At 74.5% G+C, this 20011-nt stretch carries 14 protein-coding genes; 13 read left to right on the top strand and 1 reads right to left on the bottom strand.

Annotation, left to right across the window (positions count from 1 at the left end):
• The 13 genes from BU197_RS10705 to BU197_RS10645 form a co-directional block, all read left to right on the top strand.
• Positions 1–1714, top strand: a 1714-nt coding sequence (locus BU197_RS10705; protein WP_188268032.1) for an amino acid adenylation domain-containing protein, incomplete at its 5' end; no start/stop codon positions are given.
• Entirely contained in the window at positions 1711–5235 is a 3525-nt protein-coding gene (locus tag BU197_RS10700) for a thioester reductase domain-containing protein (RefSeq protein WP_188268031.1), read from the top strand. The genes BU197_RS10705 and BU197_RS10700, both read left to right, overlap by 4 nt.
• A complete protein-coding gene (locus BU197_RS10695) occupies positions 5232–6089 on the top strand; it encodes a 3-hydroxyacyl-CoA dehydrogenase family protein (protein ID WP_188268030.1) in 858 nt (285 codons plus the stop codon). Before BU197_RS10700 ends, BU197_RS10695 begins: the two co-directional genes overlap by 4 nt.
• Entirely contained in the window at positions 6086–6340 is a 255-nt protein-coding gene (locus BU197_RS10690; RefSeq protein ID WP_188268029.1) for a phosphopantetheine-binding protein, read from the top strand. The genes BU197_RS10695 and BU197_RS10690 overlap by 4 nt, the downstream gene beginning before the upstream one ends.
• A complete protein-coding gene (locus tag BU197_RS10685; protein WP_317452265.1) occupies positions 6337–7458 on the top strand; it encodes an acyl-CoA dehydrogenase family protein in 1122 nt (373 codons plus the stop codon). The genes BU197_RS10690 and BU197_RS10685 overlap by 4 nt, the downstream gene beginning before the upstream one ends.
• Positions 7455–8426, top strand: a complete 972-nt coding sequence (locus BU197_RS31280) for a 3-oxoacyl-[acyl-carrier-protein] synthase III C-terminal domain-containing protein (protein WP_188268028.1) — start codon at positions 7455–7457, stop codon at positions 8424–8426. Before BU197_RS10685 ends, BU197_RS31280 begins: the two co-directional genes overlap by 4 nt.
• 8 nt (positions 8427–8434) lie before the next feature.
• A complete protein-coding gene (locus BU197_RS10675) occupies positions 8435–9604 on the top strand; it encodes an HAD-IIIC family phosphatase (protein WP_317452266.1) in 1170 nt (389 codons plus the stop codon).
• The gene (locus BU197_RS10670; RefSeq protein WP_188268026.1) at positions 9601–10995 is read left to right on the top strand and encodes an MFS transporter; all 1395 of its coding nucleotides are present in this window, start codon (positions 9601–9603) and stop codon (positions 10993–10995) included. The genes BU197_RS10675 and BU197_RS10670 overlap by 4 nt, the downstream gene beginning before the upstream one ends.
• Positions 10992–11879 carry a thioesterase II family protein gene (locus tag BU197_RS10665; RefSeq protein ID WP_188268025.1) on the top strand — a complete coding sequence of 296 codons (888 nt, stop codon included), beginning with the start codon at positions 10992–10994 and terminating at the stop codon, positions 11877–11879. The genes BU197_RS10670 and BU197_RS10665 overlap by 4 nt, the downstream gene beginning before the upstream one ends.
• On the top strand, positions 11876–12103 hold the full coding sequence (locus tag BU197_RS10660) for an MbtH family NRPS accessory protein (RefSeq protein ID WP_188268024.1): 228 nt from the start codon (positions 11876–11878) through the stop codon (positions 12101–12103). The genes BU197_RS10665 and BU197_RS10660 overlap by 4 nt, the downstream gene beginning before the upstream one ends.
• Positions 12100–13368, top strand: coding sequence for a cytochrome P450 (locus BU197_RS10655; RefSeq protein WP_188268023.1), 1269 nt, complete (start codon positions 12100–12102; stop codon positions 13366–13368). The genes BU197_RS10660 and BU197_RS10655 overlap by 4 nt, the downstream gene beginning before the upstream one ends.
• A 113-nt stretch (positions 13369–13481) precedes the next feature.
• Positions 13482–16808: an amino acid adenylation domain-containing protein gene (locus BU197_RS10650; RefSeq protein WP_188268022.1), complete on the top strand. Its 3327-nt coding sequence runs from the start codon at positions 13482–13484 to the stop codon at positions 16806–16808.
• 1 nt (position 16809) lies between these two features.
• Positions 16810–18042 carry a condensation domain-containing protein gene (locus BU197_RS10645; RefSeq protein ID WP_188268021.1) on the top strand — a complete coding sequence of 411 codons (1233 nt, stop codon included), beginning with the start codon at positions 16810–16812 and terminating at the stop codon, positions 18040–18042.
• Between the two features lie 410 nt (positions 18043–18452).
• Here BU197_RS10645 and BU197_RS10640 read toward each other — a convergent pair whose 3' ends face one another.
• Positions 18453–19976 (bottom strand): aldehyde dehydrogenase family protein, encoded by a 1524-nt coding sequence (locus BU197_RS10640; protein WP_188268020.1) that lies wholly within the window; start codon positions 19974–19976, stop codon positions 18453–18455.
• Between the last annotated feature and the right edge of the window lie 35 nt (positions 19977–20011).

Genomic DNA, 20011 nt, shown 5'->3' with positions numbered 1-20011 from the left:
GCTCGCCGCCCGGCTCGGCGTGCTGCGCGCGGGCGCCGCGTACGGCCCCGTCGGCGTCGACCAGCCGGCCTCCCGCCTCCGGTTCCTGATCGAGGACACCGGGGCCGGGGCCGTCGTGGTCGACGGCGCGGGCGCCGCGGCCGTGGCCGCCTGCGGCGCGGACGTGTCCCTGGTCCCGGCGGACGGCCCCGGCGGCGAGGACACCCGGCCCGAACCCGTCGCCCTCGACGCGGACGACCTCGCCTACGTGATGTACACCTCGGGAACCACCGGCCGTCCCAAGGGCGTACGGGTCACCCACGGCAACCTCGCCGCCTATCTGGACGGACTGCACCGTGCCCATCCCGGGCTCGCCGCCCGCCGCACCCTGCTGGCCACCACGATGGACACCGACTTCGCCGTGACTGTGCTGCACGGGGCCCTCGCGTCCGGCGGCAGCGTGGTGATCGCCGACCACCGGCAGGCACTCGACGGCGCGGCGCTCGCCCGGGTCGTGCGCGAACACGGCGTTCAGGCGGTGAAGTTCACGCCCTCGCACCTCGCCGAGCTGCTGCGCACCCCGCTGCGGGAGGAGATCGGCGGGCTGCGGGCGATCGTCCTCGGCGGCGAGGCCGTTCCGGCGCTTCTCGCCAAGGAACTCGCGGCCCTGCGCGCCCCGGACGCCCTGCTCCTCAACCACTACGGCCCCACGGAGACCACGGTGGGCGTCCTGACCCACCGCCTCGACCCCGACGAGGACGGGACGCCGCCCGTCGGCGTGCCGCTGCCGGGCGTCACCGTCCTGGTCCTCGACGACGAGCTGCGCCCCGTCCCGCCGGGCGGCACCGGGGTCCTGTGGATCGGCGGACCGCAGGTCGCCGCCGGGTACCTCGGGCGGCCCGAGGCCACGCGCGCGGCCTTCCGCACCGCGCCCACCGGGGAGCGGATCTACCGCACCGGGGACCTTGCCTTCACCGACGACCGGGGCCGCGTCCACCTGCGCGGCCGGGCCGACGACCAGGTCAAGGTGCGGGGCTTCCGGGTGGAGCCGGGCGAGACGCTGCACGTCCTGCTGGGACTGCCCGGCGTCCGCCAGGCCGATGTACTCGGCCACCAGGGCGAACTCGTCGCGTTCACCGTCCTGGACGCGGCCGTCACCGACCCGGCGGCGGTGCGCGAGCGGTTGCGGGCGCTGCTGCCCGCCCATCTCGTGCCCGACCGGCTGATGGCGCTCGACCGGATCCCGGTCGCCGCCACCGGCAAGGCCGACCGCCACGCCCTGCGGGCGCTGCTCGCGGCCGACACCGGCATGTCCGAAGTCACCGGAGCCGCGGTCGGGCCGGTGCACGGGGCCGGACCGGGGTCCGGGTCCGGCGCCCCCGTCGGCGGGGGCGACCTCGTCGAGCAGGTGCTGCAAGCCTGGCGGGAGGTGCTGCGTACCCCCGACGTCTCCCTGGACCAGGCGTTCTTCGAGGCCGGTGGCAGCTCGTTGCTGCTCATCCGGCTCCTGGAACGGCTGCGCGCGCTCACCGAACGGCCGCTGGAGGTCGGCGACCTGTTCCGGCACGCGACCGTACGGTCCCAGGCAGCCCTGCTCCACGACCCCGTCTTCGCACCGCCGCCGCTCTCCGTCCGGGTGACCCCCGGGGCGGGGGGAGGCGACCGGAGCCGACTTGCCGCACGGCGCCGGCGGACCACGCCGCAGCGCACCAGCAACCGGAAGGCGAGCGAATGACCAGCGAGACCGACATAGCCGTCGTCGGTGTGGGAGCCCGGTTCCCCGACGCGTGGGGCCCCGCTGATTTCTGGCGCAACCTGTCCGAAGGACGCGTCGGCATGCGCGAGTTCACCGACGAGGAGCTGCGGGCCGCCGGTGTGGACGACTCCCTGCACGCCTCGCCCGACTACGTGCGGGTGGGCGTGCGGCTGCCGGGCCTCACCGACTTCGACGCCGGGTTCTTCGGCATCGCCCCGGCCGAGGCCGAGCTGATCGACCCGTACCAGCGCGTCTTCCTCGAAGTGTGCTGGGAGGCCCTGGAACACGCCGGACACCCGGCGCGCGACGACGGCCCGCTCGTCGGCGTCTACGCGGGGGCGAGCTTCAGCACGTACGCCATGGCGCTCTATCTCGCCCGCGCACGGGAGCATGGCTTCGCGGCCGTCGCCGACGGCGACGTGCGCCGGGGCAGCCTCTTCGACTTCATGCCCGCCCGGGTCGCCCACCGGCTCGGGCTGCGCGGCCCCGCCATCGCCGTCCAGACCGCCTGCTCCTCCTCCCTCACCGCCGTGCACCAGGCGGTCAACGCCCTGCTCGCCGGGGACTGCGACATCGCCCTCGCCGGAGGCAGCGGCGGATCGGTGCCGGAGGCCGGATACCGCTACGAGGCCGGGGGCATCGTCTCCGAGGACGGCTACTGCCGCTCCTTCGACGCCAAGTCCAGCGGTACGGCCCCCGGGGCGGGCATCGGCGTGGTGGTGCTGCGGCGGCTCCAGGACGCGCTCGCCGACGGCGACCACGTGTGGGCGGTCGTCGAGGGCAGCGCCGTCAACAACGACGGCGCCGACCGGCCCGGGTTCACGGCGCCGAGCCCGCGCGGTGTCGCCGACGTCGTCCGCGCCGCGCTCGACTCGGCCGGTACCGACCCCGACCGGATCGCCTACGTCGAGGCGCACGGCTCCGGCACCCCGCTCGGCGACCACGTGGAACTCCAGGGCCTCGCCGAGGCGTTGCGCAGTCCCACGGGCCGCACCGGCTTCGCCGGACTCGGCTCCGTCAAGGCCAACGTGGGCCACTGCGGCTCGGCGGCGGGAATCGCCGGTCTCCTCAAGGCCGTTCACATCGCCCACACCGGGCAGCTGCCGCCCCACCCGCAGTTCACCGCCCCCCGGGACCCCGGGATACTCGCCGGCAGCTCGCTGCGCATCGACACCGTTCCGGGGCGGTGTACGGACCCGGACCGCAGGATCCTGGTCCACTCGATGGGCCAGGGCGGCACCAACACGGCCGTGGTGCTGCGGGCTCCCGACCCGGTGTCCCGCACCGCCGATGCCGACGACCCGGCGCCCGCGACGGTACGGCTGACCGTGTCCGCCCGTACCCGCACCGCCCTGGACGCGCTGTGCGGGCGGCTCGCCGACGCCCTCGACGAAGGCACGTACCGGGTCGCCGACCTGGTCCACACCCTGCGGGTCGGCCGCCGCTCCTTCGAGCACCGCAGAGTCGTCACCGCCCCGCCGGACCGGCTGGCGGGCGCCCTGCGGATGCCCCGGCCGCCGCAGGCCAGGACCGTGCTGTCCCGCCCGCTGACCCCGCTCGTGGTCCGCACCGACCCGTCACCCGGCGCGGCGGCCCTTGAGGAGGCGGTGCTCGCCGCCCTCGGCCCCGGCGCACGGACCGCGCCCGAGGTGCCCGCGTCCCTCCCCGCCGGCACGTACCTCCTGGTCGTGGGGCCGGGGCAGAGCGGCCCCGACCGCCATGCGACGGGCGGGGCGGGCAGCGCGTCCGACCCCGCCGACACCCTCGACGCGGCGCTGACCGCCGCGTGGCTGGAAGGCGTGGACGTCGCGTGGGCCGCGAGGGCGGACGGTTCCGCCCCGGGCGCCCGCCGGGTGCCGCTGCCGACCTATCCCTTCCAGCGGCGCCGGTTGTGGGCCCTCGACCGGATCGGCGACGTCCTGCGCGGGCGGCCGGACGGCCCGGCCGCACCCGGCCGCGACAGCGCCGCGTCCCGAACCGACCGGGACCGGGCCGTCACGGCGGACGCCCGGCCCGACCGGCTCGGCGCCCCGGTGCCCGCGGCCGACGCGCTGGAGGCCGAACTGGTCGCCCTGTGGGAGGAGTTGTTCGGCATCGCGCCGATCGGCGTGGACGACGAGTTCGACCGGCTCGGCGGCACGTCGCTGCTCGCCACCCGGATGGCCCTGGAGATCGGCCGCCGTCACGACGTCCGGCTGAACCTGCACCGGGTGGGCGGCACCCGGGCCACCGTCCGCCGGGTCGCCGACGCCGTCCGCACCCGGCTCGCCGGAGGGGGCCTCGGGGGAGAGGCCCTGGACGGTGACGGGGCCCTGGTCGACGCCGACCTGGAACTGTCCCTCGGCGAGGCGTCGCCGCAGCGCCCCGGCGGCGCGGTGCTGCTGACCGGCGCCACCGGCTTCATCGGCGCCTTCCTGCTGCGTGAACTGTGCGCCGCCGACGAGGCGCCCGTGTACTGCCTGGTCCGGGCCCGCGACGAGGAGCACGCCTGGCGGCGCCTGAGAGCCGCCGCCGACGCCTACTCGCTTCCCCGGCCCGATCCCGCCCGGGTCCGGGTCGTCGTCGGCGACCTCGCCGAAGGCTCCGCCGCCCTCGACCGGGTCCCGGAGGCCGCCGCCCGCGTCGGCCGCGTGGTGCACTGCGCCGCCCGGGTCGTCTTCACCGAGCCGTACCGCGCCCTGCGCGAGGCCAACGTCCTCGGCACCGTCGCACTCCTGCGCTGGATGCGGGCGCACGGCGTCCCCGATCTCAGCTACGTCTCCAGCCTGGCCGCCGCCACCCCCACCGGAACGCCCCGCCGCGTCCGCGAGGAGCGCGACCAGCCGCTGTCCGCCGAATCCGGCGGTTACGGCACCAGCAAGTGGGTCGGCGAGCGGCTGATCGAACGGGCCGAGAAGGACGGCATGCGGGTCCGGGTGTTCCGGCCCGGTCTGGTCCTGGGCGACTCGGTCAGCGGAGCCTGCAACCCGAAGGACATGACCTGGCGGATACTCGCGGGCAGTCTCGCCACCGGGCTGCGCCCCGCCGACGACCGGCCCCTGTTCATGGCTCCGGTCGACACCGTGGCCCGCGCGGTGGTGGCCCTCGCACACCGCCCCGACACCCTGGGCCGGGTCCACCACCTGGTCGACGCCGAGCCGACGACACTGCGCGCCCTGATCGGCGGACTCGTCGCCGAGGGGATGCCCACCACCGAGGCTCCGGTGCGGGACTGGCACGCCGCCGTGGCCGATCTGGCCCTGGACAGCGGTGACGAGACGCTCGCCGCGATCGCCCTGATCCGCACCGAGGACGCCCCGGCGGACACCTCGGGCGCACCGGACGACGCGCACGTCACCGTCGACGCGGACGCGTGGCGCCCCTGGCTGACCGCCGAAGGCGCCTCCTCCGCCGTCGCACCCCGGGCACTTGTCCGGAGCCTGCGCCGTCTCGCCGACCGGCCGGAGTACCGGCGGTCGATCGGTTCCGGACTCACCGACACGAGAGGAGAACGAGGATGAGCGAGCCGACACTGGCGGTGATCGGCGCGGGCACCATGGGCGCCGGGCTGGCCACGCTGGCCGTGGGCCACGGGGTTCCGGTGCTGCTCGTGGACGACAGCGCCGAAGCCCGCGCACGGGCCGGGGACGTCGTACGGCAGAACCTGCGCATGGCCCAGATGCTGGGCAAGCTGCCCGCGGAGGCGAGCGCCGACGGACTCCTGGAGTCCAGTGCCGACCTGCGGGCGGCGGCCGGCGCCACCGTGGTCGTCGAGTGCGTCGTCGAGCGGCCGGAGGTCAAGGCCGCGGTGCTCGCCGGGGTCTCGGCGGCGGTCGCCCCCGGCACCCCGCTGCTCACCAACACCTCCGCCATTCCGGTGGACGAGCTGGCCGGGTCGGCCGCCCGGCCATCGGACGTGCTCGGCGCCCACTTCATGAACCCGCCCTACCTCATCGAGGGCGTCGAGGTGGTACGCGGCCCGCGCACCGCGCCGGAGGTCCTGGAGCGGGCCCTGGACCTGCTCTCCCGGCTCGGCCGCACGCCGGTCGTGGTCGGCGACGGACCCGGCTTCGTGATCAACCGCGTGCTCCAGCGCATGATCAACGAAGCGGCCTCCATCGTCCAGGAGGGCCTGGCCACCCCGGAGCAGGTCGACGCCCTCTTCACGAGCTGCCTGGGCCACCGCACCGGCCCCCTCGCCACCGGGGACCTCATCGGTCTCGACAACGTCGTGGACACCCTCCACGTGCTGCACGAGCGCACCGGATCCGACGGGTACCGCCCCTGTCGGCTTCTGCTGGAGAAGGTCGAACAGGGGCGGTTCGGACGCAAGACCGGATCGGGCTTCTACGCATACGGAACGGGGATGGCATGAGCACCGACACCACCACCGGGATCGAGACCGAGATACTCGCCTTCATCAAGGAGCGCACCGGGATCGAACTCGCCGCCGACGAGGACCTGTTCGCGACGGGTGCGGTCACCTCGCTGTTCGCCATGCACCTGGTGACCCATGTCGAGCGGACCTACGGGGTGAGCGTCACCGCCGGTCTGCTCAGGCTGGACAACTTCCGGTCGGCGTCCGCCGTCGCCGGGCTCGTCACCACCCTGCGGCAGGAGTCGTGACCGCTCGGCGGAGTACCGGTGCGCGGGGTCCGCAGGAGCTGCTGACCCGGTTGGCCGCCCCGCACGCCGACGCCTGGGACCGGGCGGGCGCGATCCCGGAGACGGTCGTCCGGAGCCTCGCGGAGGCCGGTGTGCTCTGCCCGGAGGTGCCGGAGAAGTGGGGCGGTCTCGGTCTCGACTCGCTGGCCGCCGGTCTGCTGACCGCCCACGCGGGCACCCTCTGCGCCTCGGTCCGCTCCCTGATGACGTCGCAGTCCATGGTGGCCTGGGCGCTGACCCGCTGGGGCGACCCGGCCCAGCGCGAACGCTTCCTGCCCCGCCTGGCCACGGGCGCCACCGCTGCCGTGGCGTTCAGCGAGACCGTCGCGGGCAGCGACCTCTCGGCCATGCGCACCACCGTCACCGACCGGGGCGACACGGTGCGCATCGACGGCGCCAAGGTGTGGACGACCGGCGGCACGTACGCCGATCTCGTCCTCGTCTTCGGCCGGTACGGTGACGGCACCGCCATGGTCCTCGTCCCCACCGACGCCCCCGGGCTGCGCGTGGAGCGGCGTCCCGACCCGAGCGGCTGCCGCGCGGCCGGTCACGCCGACCTCACCTTCGACGGCGTCGAACTCGACCGGGGCCATCTGCTGCCGGGTGCGGGGGCGCCGCTGAGCTTCACCGGACAGTCCGTGCTCGCCGCGGGACGTCTCTCCGTCGCCTGGGGCTGTCTCGGCATCGTCCAGTCCTGTCTGCGCGAGGCGGTCCGGCACGCGCGGACCCGTGAGCAGTTCGGACAGCCGCTGTTCCGGCACCAGTTGGTCGCCCGGCACATCGGCGAGACGCGCGCCGCCGAACAGGCCCTGCTGCGTCTGTGCGAACACGCCTCCCGCTGCTGGAACGAGGGCGTTCCCGAGATGTTCGACGCGGCGCTCGTCGCCAAGCACGTCGGCGCGTCCGCCGCCGCGTCCGCCGCGTCCGCCGCCGCCCAGGTACTCGCCTCGGCCGGGGCGCACGACGGGCACCCCGTCGCCCGCGCCCTCCGCGACGCGAAACTGATGGAGATCATCGAGGGCAGCAACGAGATCTGCCAGCTGCGACTCGCCGAAGAGGCCATGGGGGTGTACGCGTGACCACCGCCGCGGCGATCGGCATCGGTCGCATCCACTGCGTGCTCCCGGAGCGGTTCGTCGCCCCCGGCGAACTGCCCGAGGCGGCCGAACTCGACTCCGCCGGGCGCGACTTCCTCTCCGTCTGCGGCATCGACACGGTGGGAGTGGTCGAGGAGAGCGCGGGCGCCCTCGCCGCCCGCGCCACCGCCGAGTTCGTCACCGCCCACGGCGCCCGCCCGGACGTACTGCTGCACGTCGGGGCCCGCTCTCCGGACGTGCTGCTCGGCTCCGACGCCTGCCGTGCCCAGGCCGAGGCCGGGCTCACCGCCGCCTTCGCCTTCACCGTGGACGGGCTGGGCTGCACCGGTTCCAGCGCCGCCTGGGGGCTCGCCGCCGACCTGCTGCGCGCCGACCCCGCCCGCCGGCAGGTGCTGATCGCCCACGCCAGCCGGCCCACCGGGGCGGACCGCGTCCGGCCCCCCGTGACGGTCACCGGCGACGGCGCGTTCGCCATGACGCTCGAACGCGGCGGCCGGCCGGTCCTGCGGGCGCACCGGGGCGAGACCGACGGCACCTTCCACGACCTCTTCCAGGTCGACTACAAGCAGAGCCCCTGGTACGAGTGGCGCGAGGAGTGCTCCTCGCCCGACCGCTACCGCTTCGAACTGGCCCTGCACAGCGGTCAGCGCCTCGGCAGGCTGGTCGACGAGGTGCTCGGGGACGCGGGCGCCGCGCGCGGCGAGGTCGGCGCGGTGCTCATGCAGAACGTCACCGCCTCCGCCTTCGAGTTCTACGAGACGCTGCTCGGCCTGCCCGTCCACGGAGTGTGTCGCGACAACCTGGCCCGCTACGGCCACCTGGGCGCGATGGACGTCGTACTCAACCTCAGGGACCTGCTCGCCAAGGGCGAGATCGCCCCCGGCGGGCTCGTCCTTGTCCTCAACAACAGCCCGGTGGCCGCGTGGGCCGCGACTCTGTGGGAGGTGTGACCATGCCGGTGACCGATAAAACGGGCGGGACGGACGGGACGGCGCAGACCGAGCGCGGGACCGGCGCGGACAGGGCGGCCGGTGCCCCGTCCGCCGCGTCCGCGCCGCCGGTCAAGTGCCTCGTCTGGGACCTCGACGGGACCCTGTGGCAGGGCACCCTCCTCGAAGGCGACGAGCCGGAACTACGCCCGGGTGTACGCGAGTTGATCGCCGAGCTGGACCGGCGGGGCATCCTGCACGCCGTCGCCAGCCGCAACGACCACGACCAGGCGTGGCCGCACCTCGAACGGCTGGGCGTCGCCGAGTACTTCGTGTCCGCGCGGATCGGCTGGGGTCGCAAGCCCGAATCGGTCCGCGGCATCGCCGAACGGCTCGGCTTCGCCACCGCCGCCCTCGCCTTCGTCGACGACACGGAGTACGAGCGGGCCGAGATGGCCGCCCACCTGCCCGAGGTGAGGGTCTACACGCCCGAGGACCTCGCGTCCCTGGCCGAGCGGCCCGAGTTCACCCCCGGCACGGTCACCGCGGAGGCGGCCGGCCGCCGTCGCATGTACCAGGCGGGCATGGCCCGGGATCGGGCCCGCGAGGAGTTCGACGGGCCGGACGAGGCGTTCCTCCGGTCCCTGGAGATCGAGATGAGCATCGGCCGGGCCACCGAGGGCGATCTGGTCCGCCTGGCCGAACTCACCCTGCGCACCAGCCAGATGAACGCCACCGGCGTCCACTATCCGCACGACGCGCTCGTCCGGCTGATCGCCGAGCCGGGCCACGAGGTCCTCGCCGTCACCATGCGGGACCGCTTCGGCTCCCACGGCGCCGTCGGCGTGGTCCTGCTGCGCACCGACACCCCGCAGTGGCACCTCAAACTGCTCGCCACCTCCTGCCGGGTGGTGTCCTTCGGCGCGGGCTCGCTCATCCTGCGCAATCTGCTCGACCAGGCCGCGCGGGCCGGTACCGGCATCGTCGCCGACTTCCGGCCCACGGACCGCAACCGGGTGATGGAGATCACCTACCGCTTCGCCGGGTTCGAGGACGCGCCCGCCGGGGCCACGAGGGGGCTCCCCCCGGCCGAGGACGGCGTCCAGCGGCTGCACGCGCTGCCGGAGCGGCAGCCGCCCGAGCGGGCGGTCACGGTCCGGGCCGTCGACCTCGGGCACGTCGGCGGGGAGGCCGCGTGAGCGCACCGGCCCCGGGCGGGCGCGTCCAGGACCGCGCCGACGGGGAGGCGCGCTTCGGCCCGACGGGCTGGGGCGACTACCGCCGACTGTGGGCCTCCTCCGCCGTGTCGGCGCTCGGTGACGGCATGCGGCTCACCGCGCTGCCGCTGCTCGCCGTCTCCTACACGACCGATCCTCAGCTTCTCGCCCTCGTGACCGTCGCAGGCACCCTGCCGCTGCTCGCCTCCCCCCTCGCAGGCGTCGCCGCCGACCGGTGGAACCGCAAGCGGCTGCTCGTCACCGCGGACCTGATCCGCTTCCTGCTGATCGCGCTGCTCGGTCTCGCCGTCCTCGCCGACGTCGTCGGCCTGGTCCTGATCTGCGCGGCCGCCCTGCTGCTCGGGGTGTGCGAGGTCTTCTTCGTCGTCACCGCCCAGTCGTTCCTGCCGCAGGTGGTGCGGAAGGACCGGATGACCGCCGCGTACGGACGTCAGCACGCCGCCCAGCTGGTCTCCCGGGATTCGGTGGGCCAGCCGCTCGGCGGGCTGCTCTTCGCCGCCGGCATGGCCCTGCCGTTCCTGCTCGACGCGGCCACCTTCCTCGGCGGGGTCCTGCTGCTGCTCGCGGTGCGCCCGGCACCGGCGCCCCGTGCGGCGGGCCCCGGCTCGGCCCCGGGCTGGGGCGTCATGATCCGGGAGGGGTACCGGTATCTGCGCGGCGAGCGGCTGCTGCTCACCCTCGCCGGGATGCTGGGGTTCATCAACTTCTTCGTCGCGGGTGTGGGCGCGATCCTGGTCCTGTACGTGCTGGAGCGGCTCGGCCTGCGGCCGGGAGCGTACGGCTTCTTCCTGGCGGCCGGAGCCCTCGGCGGCGTCCTGGGCGGCACGCTCGCCGCGCGGGCGCGCACCCGGCTCGGTCTGTTTCCCGCCGCGCTCGCCGGACTGGTCCTGACCGGCGGTTCGGCGCTCGTCCTCGGCCTCACCACCGTACCGGTGCTGGCCGGGGCCGCGTTCCTGCTGATGACCTTCGGCGCGGTGGTGTACCAGACGCTGACCGTGTCGTTCCGGCAGACGACCGTGCCGCCCGGGGTCCTCGGCCGGGTCAACGGCGTCTACCGCCTCTTCGGCACCGGTACGGCGCCCCTCGGCGCGCTGGTGGCCGGCGCCGTCGCCGGCCGGTTCGGCATCCGGACTCCGTTCCTGCTCGCGGGCGTCGGCCTGCTGCTCCTCGCCGTCCTCGCCTGGCGTCCGGTGACACGGATGGCCGCGACGGAGGAACGCGGGGAGCGGAAAGGCGAGGAGCCCCCGGGAGCGCCAGGGGACGTCGGCGGGAAGGACGGCGGATCGGCGGCGGACGACCGGGCGGACGGCGGGCCGCCCGGGACGCCCCGGCCGAGGGGGGAGGAGGAATGAAGGCACTGCCCGGAGGCTGGTACGACATGTCCCCGCCCGGCATGTCCCCGCCCGGCATGTCCCCGCCCGGCATGTCCCCGCCCGGCATGTCCCCGCCCGGCGGGGACCCGCCGGTCCCCGAGGAGAGACCTCGGGGACCGTACGCGCTGCTCTTCCCGTTCGCGGGCGGCAACATCCACTCCATGCGCGAGTGGATCACCGAACTCGGCCCCGGATGGCGCCCGCTGGTGGCCCAGTACCCCAGGCGCGGGCGTCGGCTGCGCACTCCCATGCCCGCCGCCCTGACCGATCTGGGTACGGAACTCGCCGACGCGTTCCTGGAGTTCGCCCCCGGCGAGCGGCCCCTGCTGCTCGGGCACAGCCTCGGCGCGCATCTGGCGCACACCGCCGCCGTGCGGTTCGAGGAGCGGGGCGTCACGCCCCGGCTCCTGGCCGTCGCGGCCTCGCGCACCGCGGGCGGCGGCGCCACCGCAGCGGACACGGTGCCGTTGCACCAGCGCTCCGATGCGGACCTCGTCGACGCCCTCGGCCGGTTCGGGGGCATGCCGGAGGCACTGGCTGATCCGAGGTTCGCCCAGCTGTTCCTGCCGGTGGTCCGCGCCGATCTCCGGCTCGGCCACGACCATCTGGCCGGCGGGTACGACCGTACGGTGCACTGCCCCGTGCTGGCCGTGGGCGGCACCGAGGACCCGCTCGCCGTCCCCGACGACGTGGCCCGCTGGTCGAAGGTCGCTGCGGGCGACTTCGCCCTGGAGCTGGTCGCCGGTGGCCACTTCTTCCAGCAGCGCGGCGGCACCGGTCTGCGCGCCCGCTTCGACCGGGTGCTCACCGGCCCCGCCCGGCACCCGCACCACCACCGTGACGAAAGGGAGGACGCCCGATGACCTCGGTCCCGACCCCGGAGGCCGCCTCCGCACCGGCCCCGACCCACCGTGTGCTCGTGAACGACGAGGAGCAGTACGCCATCGTGCCCGTCCACTTCGAGGCCCCGGCCGGATGGCGGGAAGCGCCCTGCGCGGGCGACGCCGAGGCGTGCGAACGCTGGGTCGACGCGCACTGGCCGGACATCCGTCCGCGCAGCGTCAGAGAGGCGATCCGCCGGTCATGAGCGCCCCCACGGCTCCGCCGCCGTCCGACGTCGCCCTCGACGGCGTCGACCTCACCGATCCCCGTCGGCACGCAGAGGAGGATCTCGGACCGCTCTTCGCGCGACTGCGCGCGCGGGCGCCGCTCGCCTGGCACGCGGCCCCGCCCGGCGCACGGCGGGGCTTCTGGGTGGTCAGCAGGCACGAGGACGCGGTGGACGTGCTGCGGGACACCGCCGCCTTCTCCTCGGCGCGCGGCAACATGCTCACCACCCTCCTCGGGGACGGCGACTCGGCGGGCAACCGCATGCTGGTCGTCAGCGATCCGCCGCGCCACACCGAGCTGCGGACCGAGCTGCGCAAGGCGTTCACGCCCCGCGCGCTCGCCGAGATCGGCGAGGGCATCCGCCGCACCGCACGCCGCGTGGTGCGCGAGGCGGTCGAGCGGGGCGCGGCCGGGGAACCGGTGGACATGGCCGACGACATCGCCGCCCGCATCCCGCTCTCCGCGATCTGCGACCTGCTGGGCGTGCCGGAGCAGGACCGCGCCTTCATCCTGCGGCAGACCAGCGTCGCGCTCGGCTCCCACGAGCCGGTGCCGGCCACCCTCCAGGCCCGGCTCGCCCAGGCCGAGATCCTGATGTTCTTCTCCAAGCTCGCCCGCAAGCGCGGCAGCGGTCCGGCGCTCGACGTCATCTCGCTGCTCGCCCGCGCCGAGATCGGCACGCGCCGGCTGAGCGAGGACGAACTGGTCCTCAACTGCTACAGCCTGATCCTCGGCGGCGACGAGACCACCCGGCTCTCCATGACGGGCGGCGCCCACGTCCTCGCCCACCACCCGGAGCAGTGGCATGCGCTGCGGGACGGCGCGACCGGGGTCGGCGGCGCCGTCGAGGAGATCCTGCGCTGGACCTCGCCGCTGCTCCACGCGGGCCGCACCGCCACCCGGGACGTGGAGCTGCACGGCCGCACCATCGCCGCCGGGGACGTCGTCAGCGTGTGGCTGAAGTCGGCCAACCGCGACGAACGGGCTTTCACCGCGCCCGAGTCGTTCGACGCGGGCCGTGCCTCCAACCGGCACCTCACGTTCGCCCACGGTCCGCACTTCTGCCTCGGTGCCCATCTGGCCCGCATCGAACTGGCCGCTCTGCTTGAGGAGTTGTGCGAGCAGGTGGCCGAGATCGAGCCGGCGGGCCCGCCGAGTCCGGTCTACTCGGCCTTCGTCTCGGGGCCGGCTCACCTCCCCGTCGTCCTGCGCCCCCGCGCGCGGCGCCCGGCGGCTCCGTAGCGCCGCCGTTCCCCGCCCCGTTCCGCCGCGCGGTGCGCCGCGAGCCGGGGCGCCCACTGACACGACCTGGCAGCCCGGCCTCGGACCGGGCCTCACGGAAGGGCAAGCTCCTCATGCGCGACCATTCCCTGCACGGTGTCTTCGACTCCGTGGTGACGCGCTCGCCCGAGCGCACCGCCCTCGTCTCCGGCCGGGAGCGGATCGGCTACGGGGAGCTGAGGCGACGCGCCGACGCGCTCGCCGCCCGGCTGGCCGGGCGGGGCATCGGCCCCGAGGACCGGGTGGCGATCCATCTGGAGCGGTCGGTGGACCTCGTCGTCGCGATGCTCGGCGTGCTCAAGACGGGCGCCGCGTTCGTACCGGTGTCGCCGGAGTACCCGCGTGAGCGGATCGACTTCATGCTGCGCGACAGCGGGGCGGCGGCGGTCGTGGCGGAGCCGGGCGGCGTGCTGCCCGGCGGCGCACCGGTGGTCCCGGTCGCCGACCCGGCGGACGCGGACGGGCCGCGCGGCGAAACGCCCCCCGCGTACCCCGGGCCGCCGACCGCGGGGGCGCCGGGCGACGCCGCCGCGTACGTGATCTACACGTCCGGCTCCACAGGGCGTCCCAAGGGCGTGGTGGTCACCCACGCCAACGCCCTCGGGCTCGTCCGGGGACAGGAGTACGTCCGCTTCGGCCCCGACGAGACGTTCCTCCAGCTCTCGCCGACCTCGTTCGACGCCTCCGCCTTCGAGATCTGGGGCGCGCTGCTGCACGGCGCGCGCCTGGTCCTGCCCGGTTCGACCTACCAGGCGATCGACGAACTCCCGGAGGTCGTGCGGGAACACGGGGTCAGCACCCTGTTCCTCACCCCCGCGCTCTTCCACGAACTGGTCCGCTCCAAGGTCGAGGTCTTCGACGGGGTCGGCCAGGTCGTCGTCGGCGGCGACGTCCTCTCGCCCGCCAGGTCGGGGCAGTTCCTGCGGTACGCCGCCGGGCAGGGCCGCCGGGTCGTCCTGGTGAACGGGTACGGGCCGACCGAGACCACCACCTTCGCCACCGCCCACCCCGTGACGCCCGAGGACACGGCGGCGGACCGGCTGCCGGTCGGACGTCCGCTCGCGGGTGTCCGCGTCCACGTCCTGGACGAGGCCCTGCGGCCGGTGCCCGCCGGTGAGCGGGGGCAGATCTTCGTCGCGGGCGGCGGTGTGACCCGCGGGTACGCGAACCGGCCCGGCGCCACCGCCGCCGCGTTCCTGCCCGACCCGTGGTCCGCCGTCCCCGGCGCACGCATGTACCGCACGGGGGACCTCGGGCGGCTGCGTCCCGACGGCACCGTCGAGTACCTCGGCCGCGCGGACGAGCAGGTCAAGGTCCGGGGCTTCCGCGTCGAACCCAAGGAGGTCGAACTGGCGCTGCTCGGCCTGCCCGGGGTACGGGAGGCCGCCGTGGTCGCGGAGGAGGTCGCGGACGGCGGGAAACAGCTGGTGGCCTACGTGGTCGGGCACCCCGGCGAGGAAACGGACGCGCCCCGGCTGCGTGCGGCTCTCGCCGGGACGCTGCCGCCCCATCTCGTCCCGTCCCGTCTGGTGATCACCGCCGAGCTGCGGCTGGGCCCTTCCGGCAAGCTGGACCGCCGCGCCCTCGCGGAACAGGCCGCCGCCACTGCCGCGCAAGCCGAGGCCGGGCCCGAGGACGGGCGCGGGTCCCCGGCCGGTACGGCTCCGGTCGGCCGCAACCAGGCGATCCTGGCCGAGGTCTGGGCGAAGGTGCTCGACGTGCCGCACGTCGGACCGGACGACGACTTCTTCGCCCTCGGCGGCGACTCCATGCTGGCCATCAGGGCCGTCGCCGACGCCGAGGAACTGGGCGTCACGGTCTCGCTCGCCGACATGTTCCACACCCCCGTACTGCGCGAGGTGTGCCCGGCGGACGACCAGGACACCCCGGAGCCCGTACCGGAGACCGCGGTGGCACCGGACCTGACGGCACCGGACGAGGCCGTACGGAACGAGGGAGCGCCGGACCCGGCGGCCTCGGCCGGGCGGCCTTCGGACCCGGCCCCGGACAGCGGGTCCGGGGACCGGCGGAGAGCCGGAGAAACAAGGGGGCCGGCAGCCGGGGAATCGGTCCCTCCCGGGGCGGCCTCGGCCGGGCTCCCCGACGGGTGCGAGGCGGCCTATCCGGCCACCCGGCTCCAACTCGGCCTGATCTTCGAGGCGGTGAGCAGTCCCGACCAGTCGCTCTATCACGACGTGATGGCCCACCGGGTCGCCGCTCCGCTCGACGAGAGCGCTCTGCGCACGGCGCTGGACCGGACCGCCCGGACCCACGAAGTGCTGCGCACCCGCTTCGACCTCGGCGCGGAGGGCGGACCCCGCCAGGTGGTGGAGACCGTGCCCGCCCTGCCCCTCGCCACCGCCGACCTGAGGGGCCTGGACGAGGCCGCGTTCGAGGCCGAACTGGAGCGGCTGGCCGGCGAGGCGGGCCGTCCCTTCGACGTGGCGCGGGCCCCGATGATGCGCGTGTGCGCCGCCCGGCGGGACGACACCTCCTTCTGGCTGCTCTACGGCTTCCACCACGCGATCATGGACGGCTGGAGCGACACCGTCTTCCTCGCCGATCTGATGGACGCCTACGCCGACGCCCTCGCGGGGAAGGAGACCGCGCCCCGCCGTCCGGCCCTGCCGTACGAGGAGTTCGTACGCCTGGAAGAACGCGCGCGGGAATCGGAGGGCACCCGGGAGTTCTGGCGTGCCCGGTGCGCGGAACTGCGTCCGACGCCGCTGGCCCGGCGCACGGCCGCGCCGAGCACCGGACGGCTGCGCGTCGCCCGTGACGTCCCGGCCGGGCTGCGCGAGGAACTGACCGCCGTATCCGCCCGGTTGAAGGTTCCGCTGAAGAGCCTCGTGGTCGCCGCCCACCTCGCCGTGGTCGCCGGACTCGCCGACACCCGCAGGCCGGTGGTCGGCCTGCCGGTCAACGGGCGTCCCGAGGCTGCCGGAGCCGACCGTCTGGTGGGCCTGTTCCTCAACATCCTGCCGGTCTCCGCCGACCTCGCGGGGGCCAGCTGGGAGGGCCTGGCACGCCAGGCGTTCGACGCCGAGCGCGACGCCCTGGAGCACCGGCGTTTCCCGCTCCAGGACATCCGTGCCCTGGCCGGCGGCCCGCTCTTCGACGTCATCCTCAACTTCGCCCACTTCCGTCTCTGGGCCGAGCTGTCCGACGACCGCGACGGCACTCCCGGCGGCCGCATCCGGGTCGACTCCACCCGCATGTGGGACAAGACCAGCTATCCGCTGGTCGTGGACGCCGTGCTCGACGCCGTCGGCGGCGGTCTGCGCCTCGACGTCACCGGCGACACCGGCCAGTGGGACCGCGACGGCCTCGAACGGGTCTGGACGCTGCACCGCGACGCCCTCGTGGCGCTCGCGGCGGATCCGGCCGGACCGGTGGTGTGACGTGGCGGAGGAACCCGGCACCCCGCTCAGCCCGGCCCAGCTCGCCATCTGGATGCACGAGCAGGTCTCCGCCGAACCCACCCTCTACATCGAACACGCCTGTTACGAGATTCTCGGCGAGCTGGACGAGGACGCCTTCGCCGCCACCGTGGAGAAGGCCCTCGCGTCGCATCCGGCGTTCACGGCGGCGCTGCGCCTGCACCGACGGGTCCCCGGGATGCTGTTCGGCCAGCACACCGTCACCGTGGAGCGCCGCGCGGTCGCCGCCGACGAGCTGGACGCCACGATCGAGCGCGAATCGCTCACCGGCCCCGCCCTCGACGGAGGCCCCCTCAGCCGCTGTCTGCTGCTGTCGGCCGGACCGGGGCGCCGGGTGCTGCTCCTGGTCTGGCACCACCTCGTCGCGGACGGCGCGTCGCTGCGCGTCTTCCTGCGTACCCTCGAAGCCCTCTGGAGCGGGGCGGCGACGACCCCGCCCACCGAAGCCCCGCTTCCCGGGGCCGTCCCGACCCTCGCCCCGGCAGATGCCGCCGCCCGTGCCCGAGCGGTGGCCGAGCGGGTCGGCGGTCTCCCGGTGCGCTCCCTGCCGCCGCTGGAGGACGGACCGGGCGCTTCCCGCTGTCTGGTCCTCACCGAAGGGGAAGGCGCCGTCCCCGGGCTCGCCCGTGCCGCGACCACCGCCCGGGTCACGGTGCCGATGCTCCTGAACGCGGCCTACCAGCGGGCCGTCGGCGAGGTGCTGGGCCTGGAGGAGTTCCTGCTCGGCTGTGTGGCGGCGGGCCGCTGGGCGCCGGGGACCGAGGACGTGGTCGGCTGCTTCGTCAACACCATCCTGCTGCGCGCCGACGGCCGCCCCGGCCCGCAGGACCGGGACCGGCTGCGCTCCCGCGGCAGGGAACTGGCGACCGCCCTCGCCGACCAGGACGTCCCCTTCGGCGCGGTCGCCGGACTCCTCCTGAGGGACGCCCGGCCGCGCCCCCGCTACTTCCCGCAGATCTATCTGAGCATGGACGGCCCGCACCCCCTCGACCTGCCGGGCCTGGACTGCCGCCGGGTGCGCGTCCACCACCCCCAGGCCAAGTTCGAGGTGGCCCTCATCGTGGAGTTCACCCCCGACGCCGTCCAGGGTGTCCTCCAATACCGCACCTCGGCCCTCACGGACCCCGCCGCCCGCCGCCTCCTGAACGCCTTCACGACCGAGGTGCGCCGGCTCGCGGGCACGGTCACGGCGTGAAGGGGACCCTGACGGCCTCGGCGGGCCCGAAGCGGGACACGTCGTAGGCAAGGGGGGAGGCCCGGCCGCACGTCGGCCGGGTGGGGGCGGGGGCGGAGAAGACGGGCGCGGCCACCGTCGACCACCGGTGCGCGAAGCCCGAAGATCGTGCGGCAGCCCCGGCTCACGGCGTGGACCCTGCCCGCCGGCACTCACGCAGGGCGTCACCCTCCGCGCCACGCCGGCCTCGGGGGCTGAGCCGCGATCTGGCCCGTGTATGGCCCGGGACTGCTGGTCAGGACTGGGATACCGATGGGATGGACTGGGAGGAGGAGCGGTATTTCGATACCTCCGCCATGGGAAGGTCCGGGCGCTCCGAGGAGGCGCCTGAGCCGGGGAAATCCCCAGGTCAGGCGCCTTCTTCCGTTCCGCTAGAAGAAGCCCAGCTTCTTCGCCGAGTAGCTGACCAGCAGATTCTTCGTCTGCTGGTAGTGGTCCAGCATCATGTGATGACCCTCCCGGCCGATCCCCGACTGCTTGTAGCCGCCGAAGGCCGCGTGGGCCGGGTAGGTGTGGTAGCAGTTCGTCCAGACCCGGCCCGCCTGGATCGCCCGTCCCGCGCGGTACGCGGTGTTCGTGTCGCGGGTCCAGACGCCCGCGCCCAGACCGTACAGGGTGTCGTTCGCCGTGCGGATCGCGTCGTCGAAGTCGGTGAACGAGGTCACCGCCACCACCGGGCCGAAGATCTCCTCCTGGAAGACCCGCATCCGGTTGTCGCCCTCGAAGACGGTCGGCTGGACGTAGTAGCCGCCCGCCAGTTCACCGTCGTACTCGATGACCTGGCCGCCGGTCAGGACCTTCGCGCCTTCCTCCTGGCCGATCTCCAGATACGAGACGATCTTCCGGAGCTGCTCCGCCGATGCCTGGGCCCCGATCATCGTGGTGGTGTCCAGCGGGTGCCCCGGCACGATGAGTTCCGTGCGGGCGACCGCCGCCTCCATGAACTCGCCGTAGTGCCCGCGCTGGACGAGAGCGCGCGACGGGCAGGTGCAGACCTCGCCCTGGTTCAGGGCGAACATCGTGAACCCTTCGAGCGCCTTGTCCCGGAAGTCGTCGTCCGCCGCCCACACGTCGTCGAAGAAGATGTTGGGCGACTTCCCGCCGAGCTCCAGCGTCACCGGCTTCAGGTTCTCGGAGGCGTACCCCATGATCAGCCGGCCGGTCGCCGTCTCACCGGTGAACGCGATCTTGGCGACCCTGGGGGAGGAGGCGAGTGGCTTGCCCGCCTCCTCGCCGAAGCCGTTGACGACGTTCACAACCCCCGGCGGCAGCAGATCGGCGATCAGGCTCAACAAGTAGTGCACGGAAGCAGGGGTCTGTTCCGCCGGTTTGAGGACCACCGCGTTGCCCGCCGCGAGTGCCGGAGCGAGTTTCCAGACCGCCATCAGGATGGGGAAGTTCCACGGGATGATCTGAGCGACCACCCCCAGCGGCTCGTGGAAGTGGTACGCCACCGTCTCTTCGTCGATCTGGCTCAGCGTCCCCTCCTGCGCCCGCAGCGCCCCCGCGAAGTAGCGGAATTGATCGATCGCCAGCGGGATGTCGGCGGCCAGCGTCTCGCGGACCGGCTTGCCGTTGTCCCAGGTCTCCGCGACCGCCAGCGCCTCCAGATTCGCCTCCATGCGGTCCGCGATCCGCAACAGGACCGCCGCCCGCTCCGCCGCCGCCAGCCGCCCCCACGCCGGAGCCGCCGCGTGCGCCGCGTCCAGGGCCCGTTCCACGTCCTCGGCGGTGCCGCGCGCCAGCTCCGTGAAGGGACGTCCGTCCACCGGGCTCGGGTTCTCGAAGTAGCCGCCCCGCGCCGGGGCGACGTACTCGCCGCCGATCCAGTGGTCGTAGCGGGGCTCGTACGACATGAGCGCGCCCTCGGTGCCGGGTGCGGCGTAACGGGTCATGGACATGGCCTCCCTGGGTCACGCCGACCGTCCCT

Source organism: Streptomyces sp. CBMA291 (assembly GCF_014596525.1).
GTDB lineage: Bacteria > Actinomycetota > Actinomycetes > Streptomycetales > Streptomycetaceae > Streptomyces.
The sequence above is the reverse complement of the archived record's forward strand: the minus strand, read 5'-3'. Positions and strand labels throughout refer to the sequence as shown.

Excerpts from the sequence above, each read along its gene's own strand:
- BU197_RS10690 (WP_188268029.1), top strand. The coding sequence starts at position 6,086 with ATGAGCACCGACACCACCACCGGGATCGAGACCGAGATACTCGCCTTC.
- BU197_RS10640 (WP_188268020.1), bottom strand. The coding sequence starts at position 19,976 with ATGACCCGTTACGCCGCACCCGGCACCGAGGGCGCGCTCATGTCGTAC.
- BU197_RS10695 (WP_188268030.1), top strand. The coding sequence starts at position 5,232 with ATGAGCGAGCCGACACTGGCGGTGATCGGCGCGGGCACCATGGGCGCC.
- BU197_RS10665 (WP_188268025.1), top strand. The coding sequence starts at position 10,992 with ATGAAGGCACTGCCCGGAGGCTGGTACGACATGTCCCCGCCCGGCATG.
- BU197_RS10650 (WP_188268022.1), top strand. The coding sequence starts at position 13,482 with ATGCGCGACCATTCCCTGCACGGTGTCTTCGACTCCGTGGTGACGCGC.
- BU197_RS10700 (WP_188268031.1), top strand. The coding sequence starts at position 1,711 with ATGACCAGCGAGACCGACATAGCCGTCGTCGGTGTGGGAGCCCGGTTC.
- BU197_RS10660 (WP_188268024.1), top strand. The coding sequence starts at position 11,876 with ATGACCTCGGTCCCGACCCCGGAGGCCGCCTCCGCACCGGCCCCGACC.
- BU197_RS10655 (WP_188268023.1), top strand. The coding sequence starts at position 12,100 with ATGAGCGCCCCCACGGCTCCGCCGCCGTCCGACGTCGCCCTCGACGGC.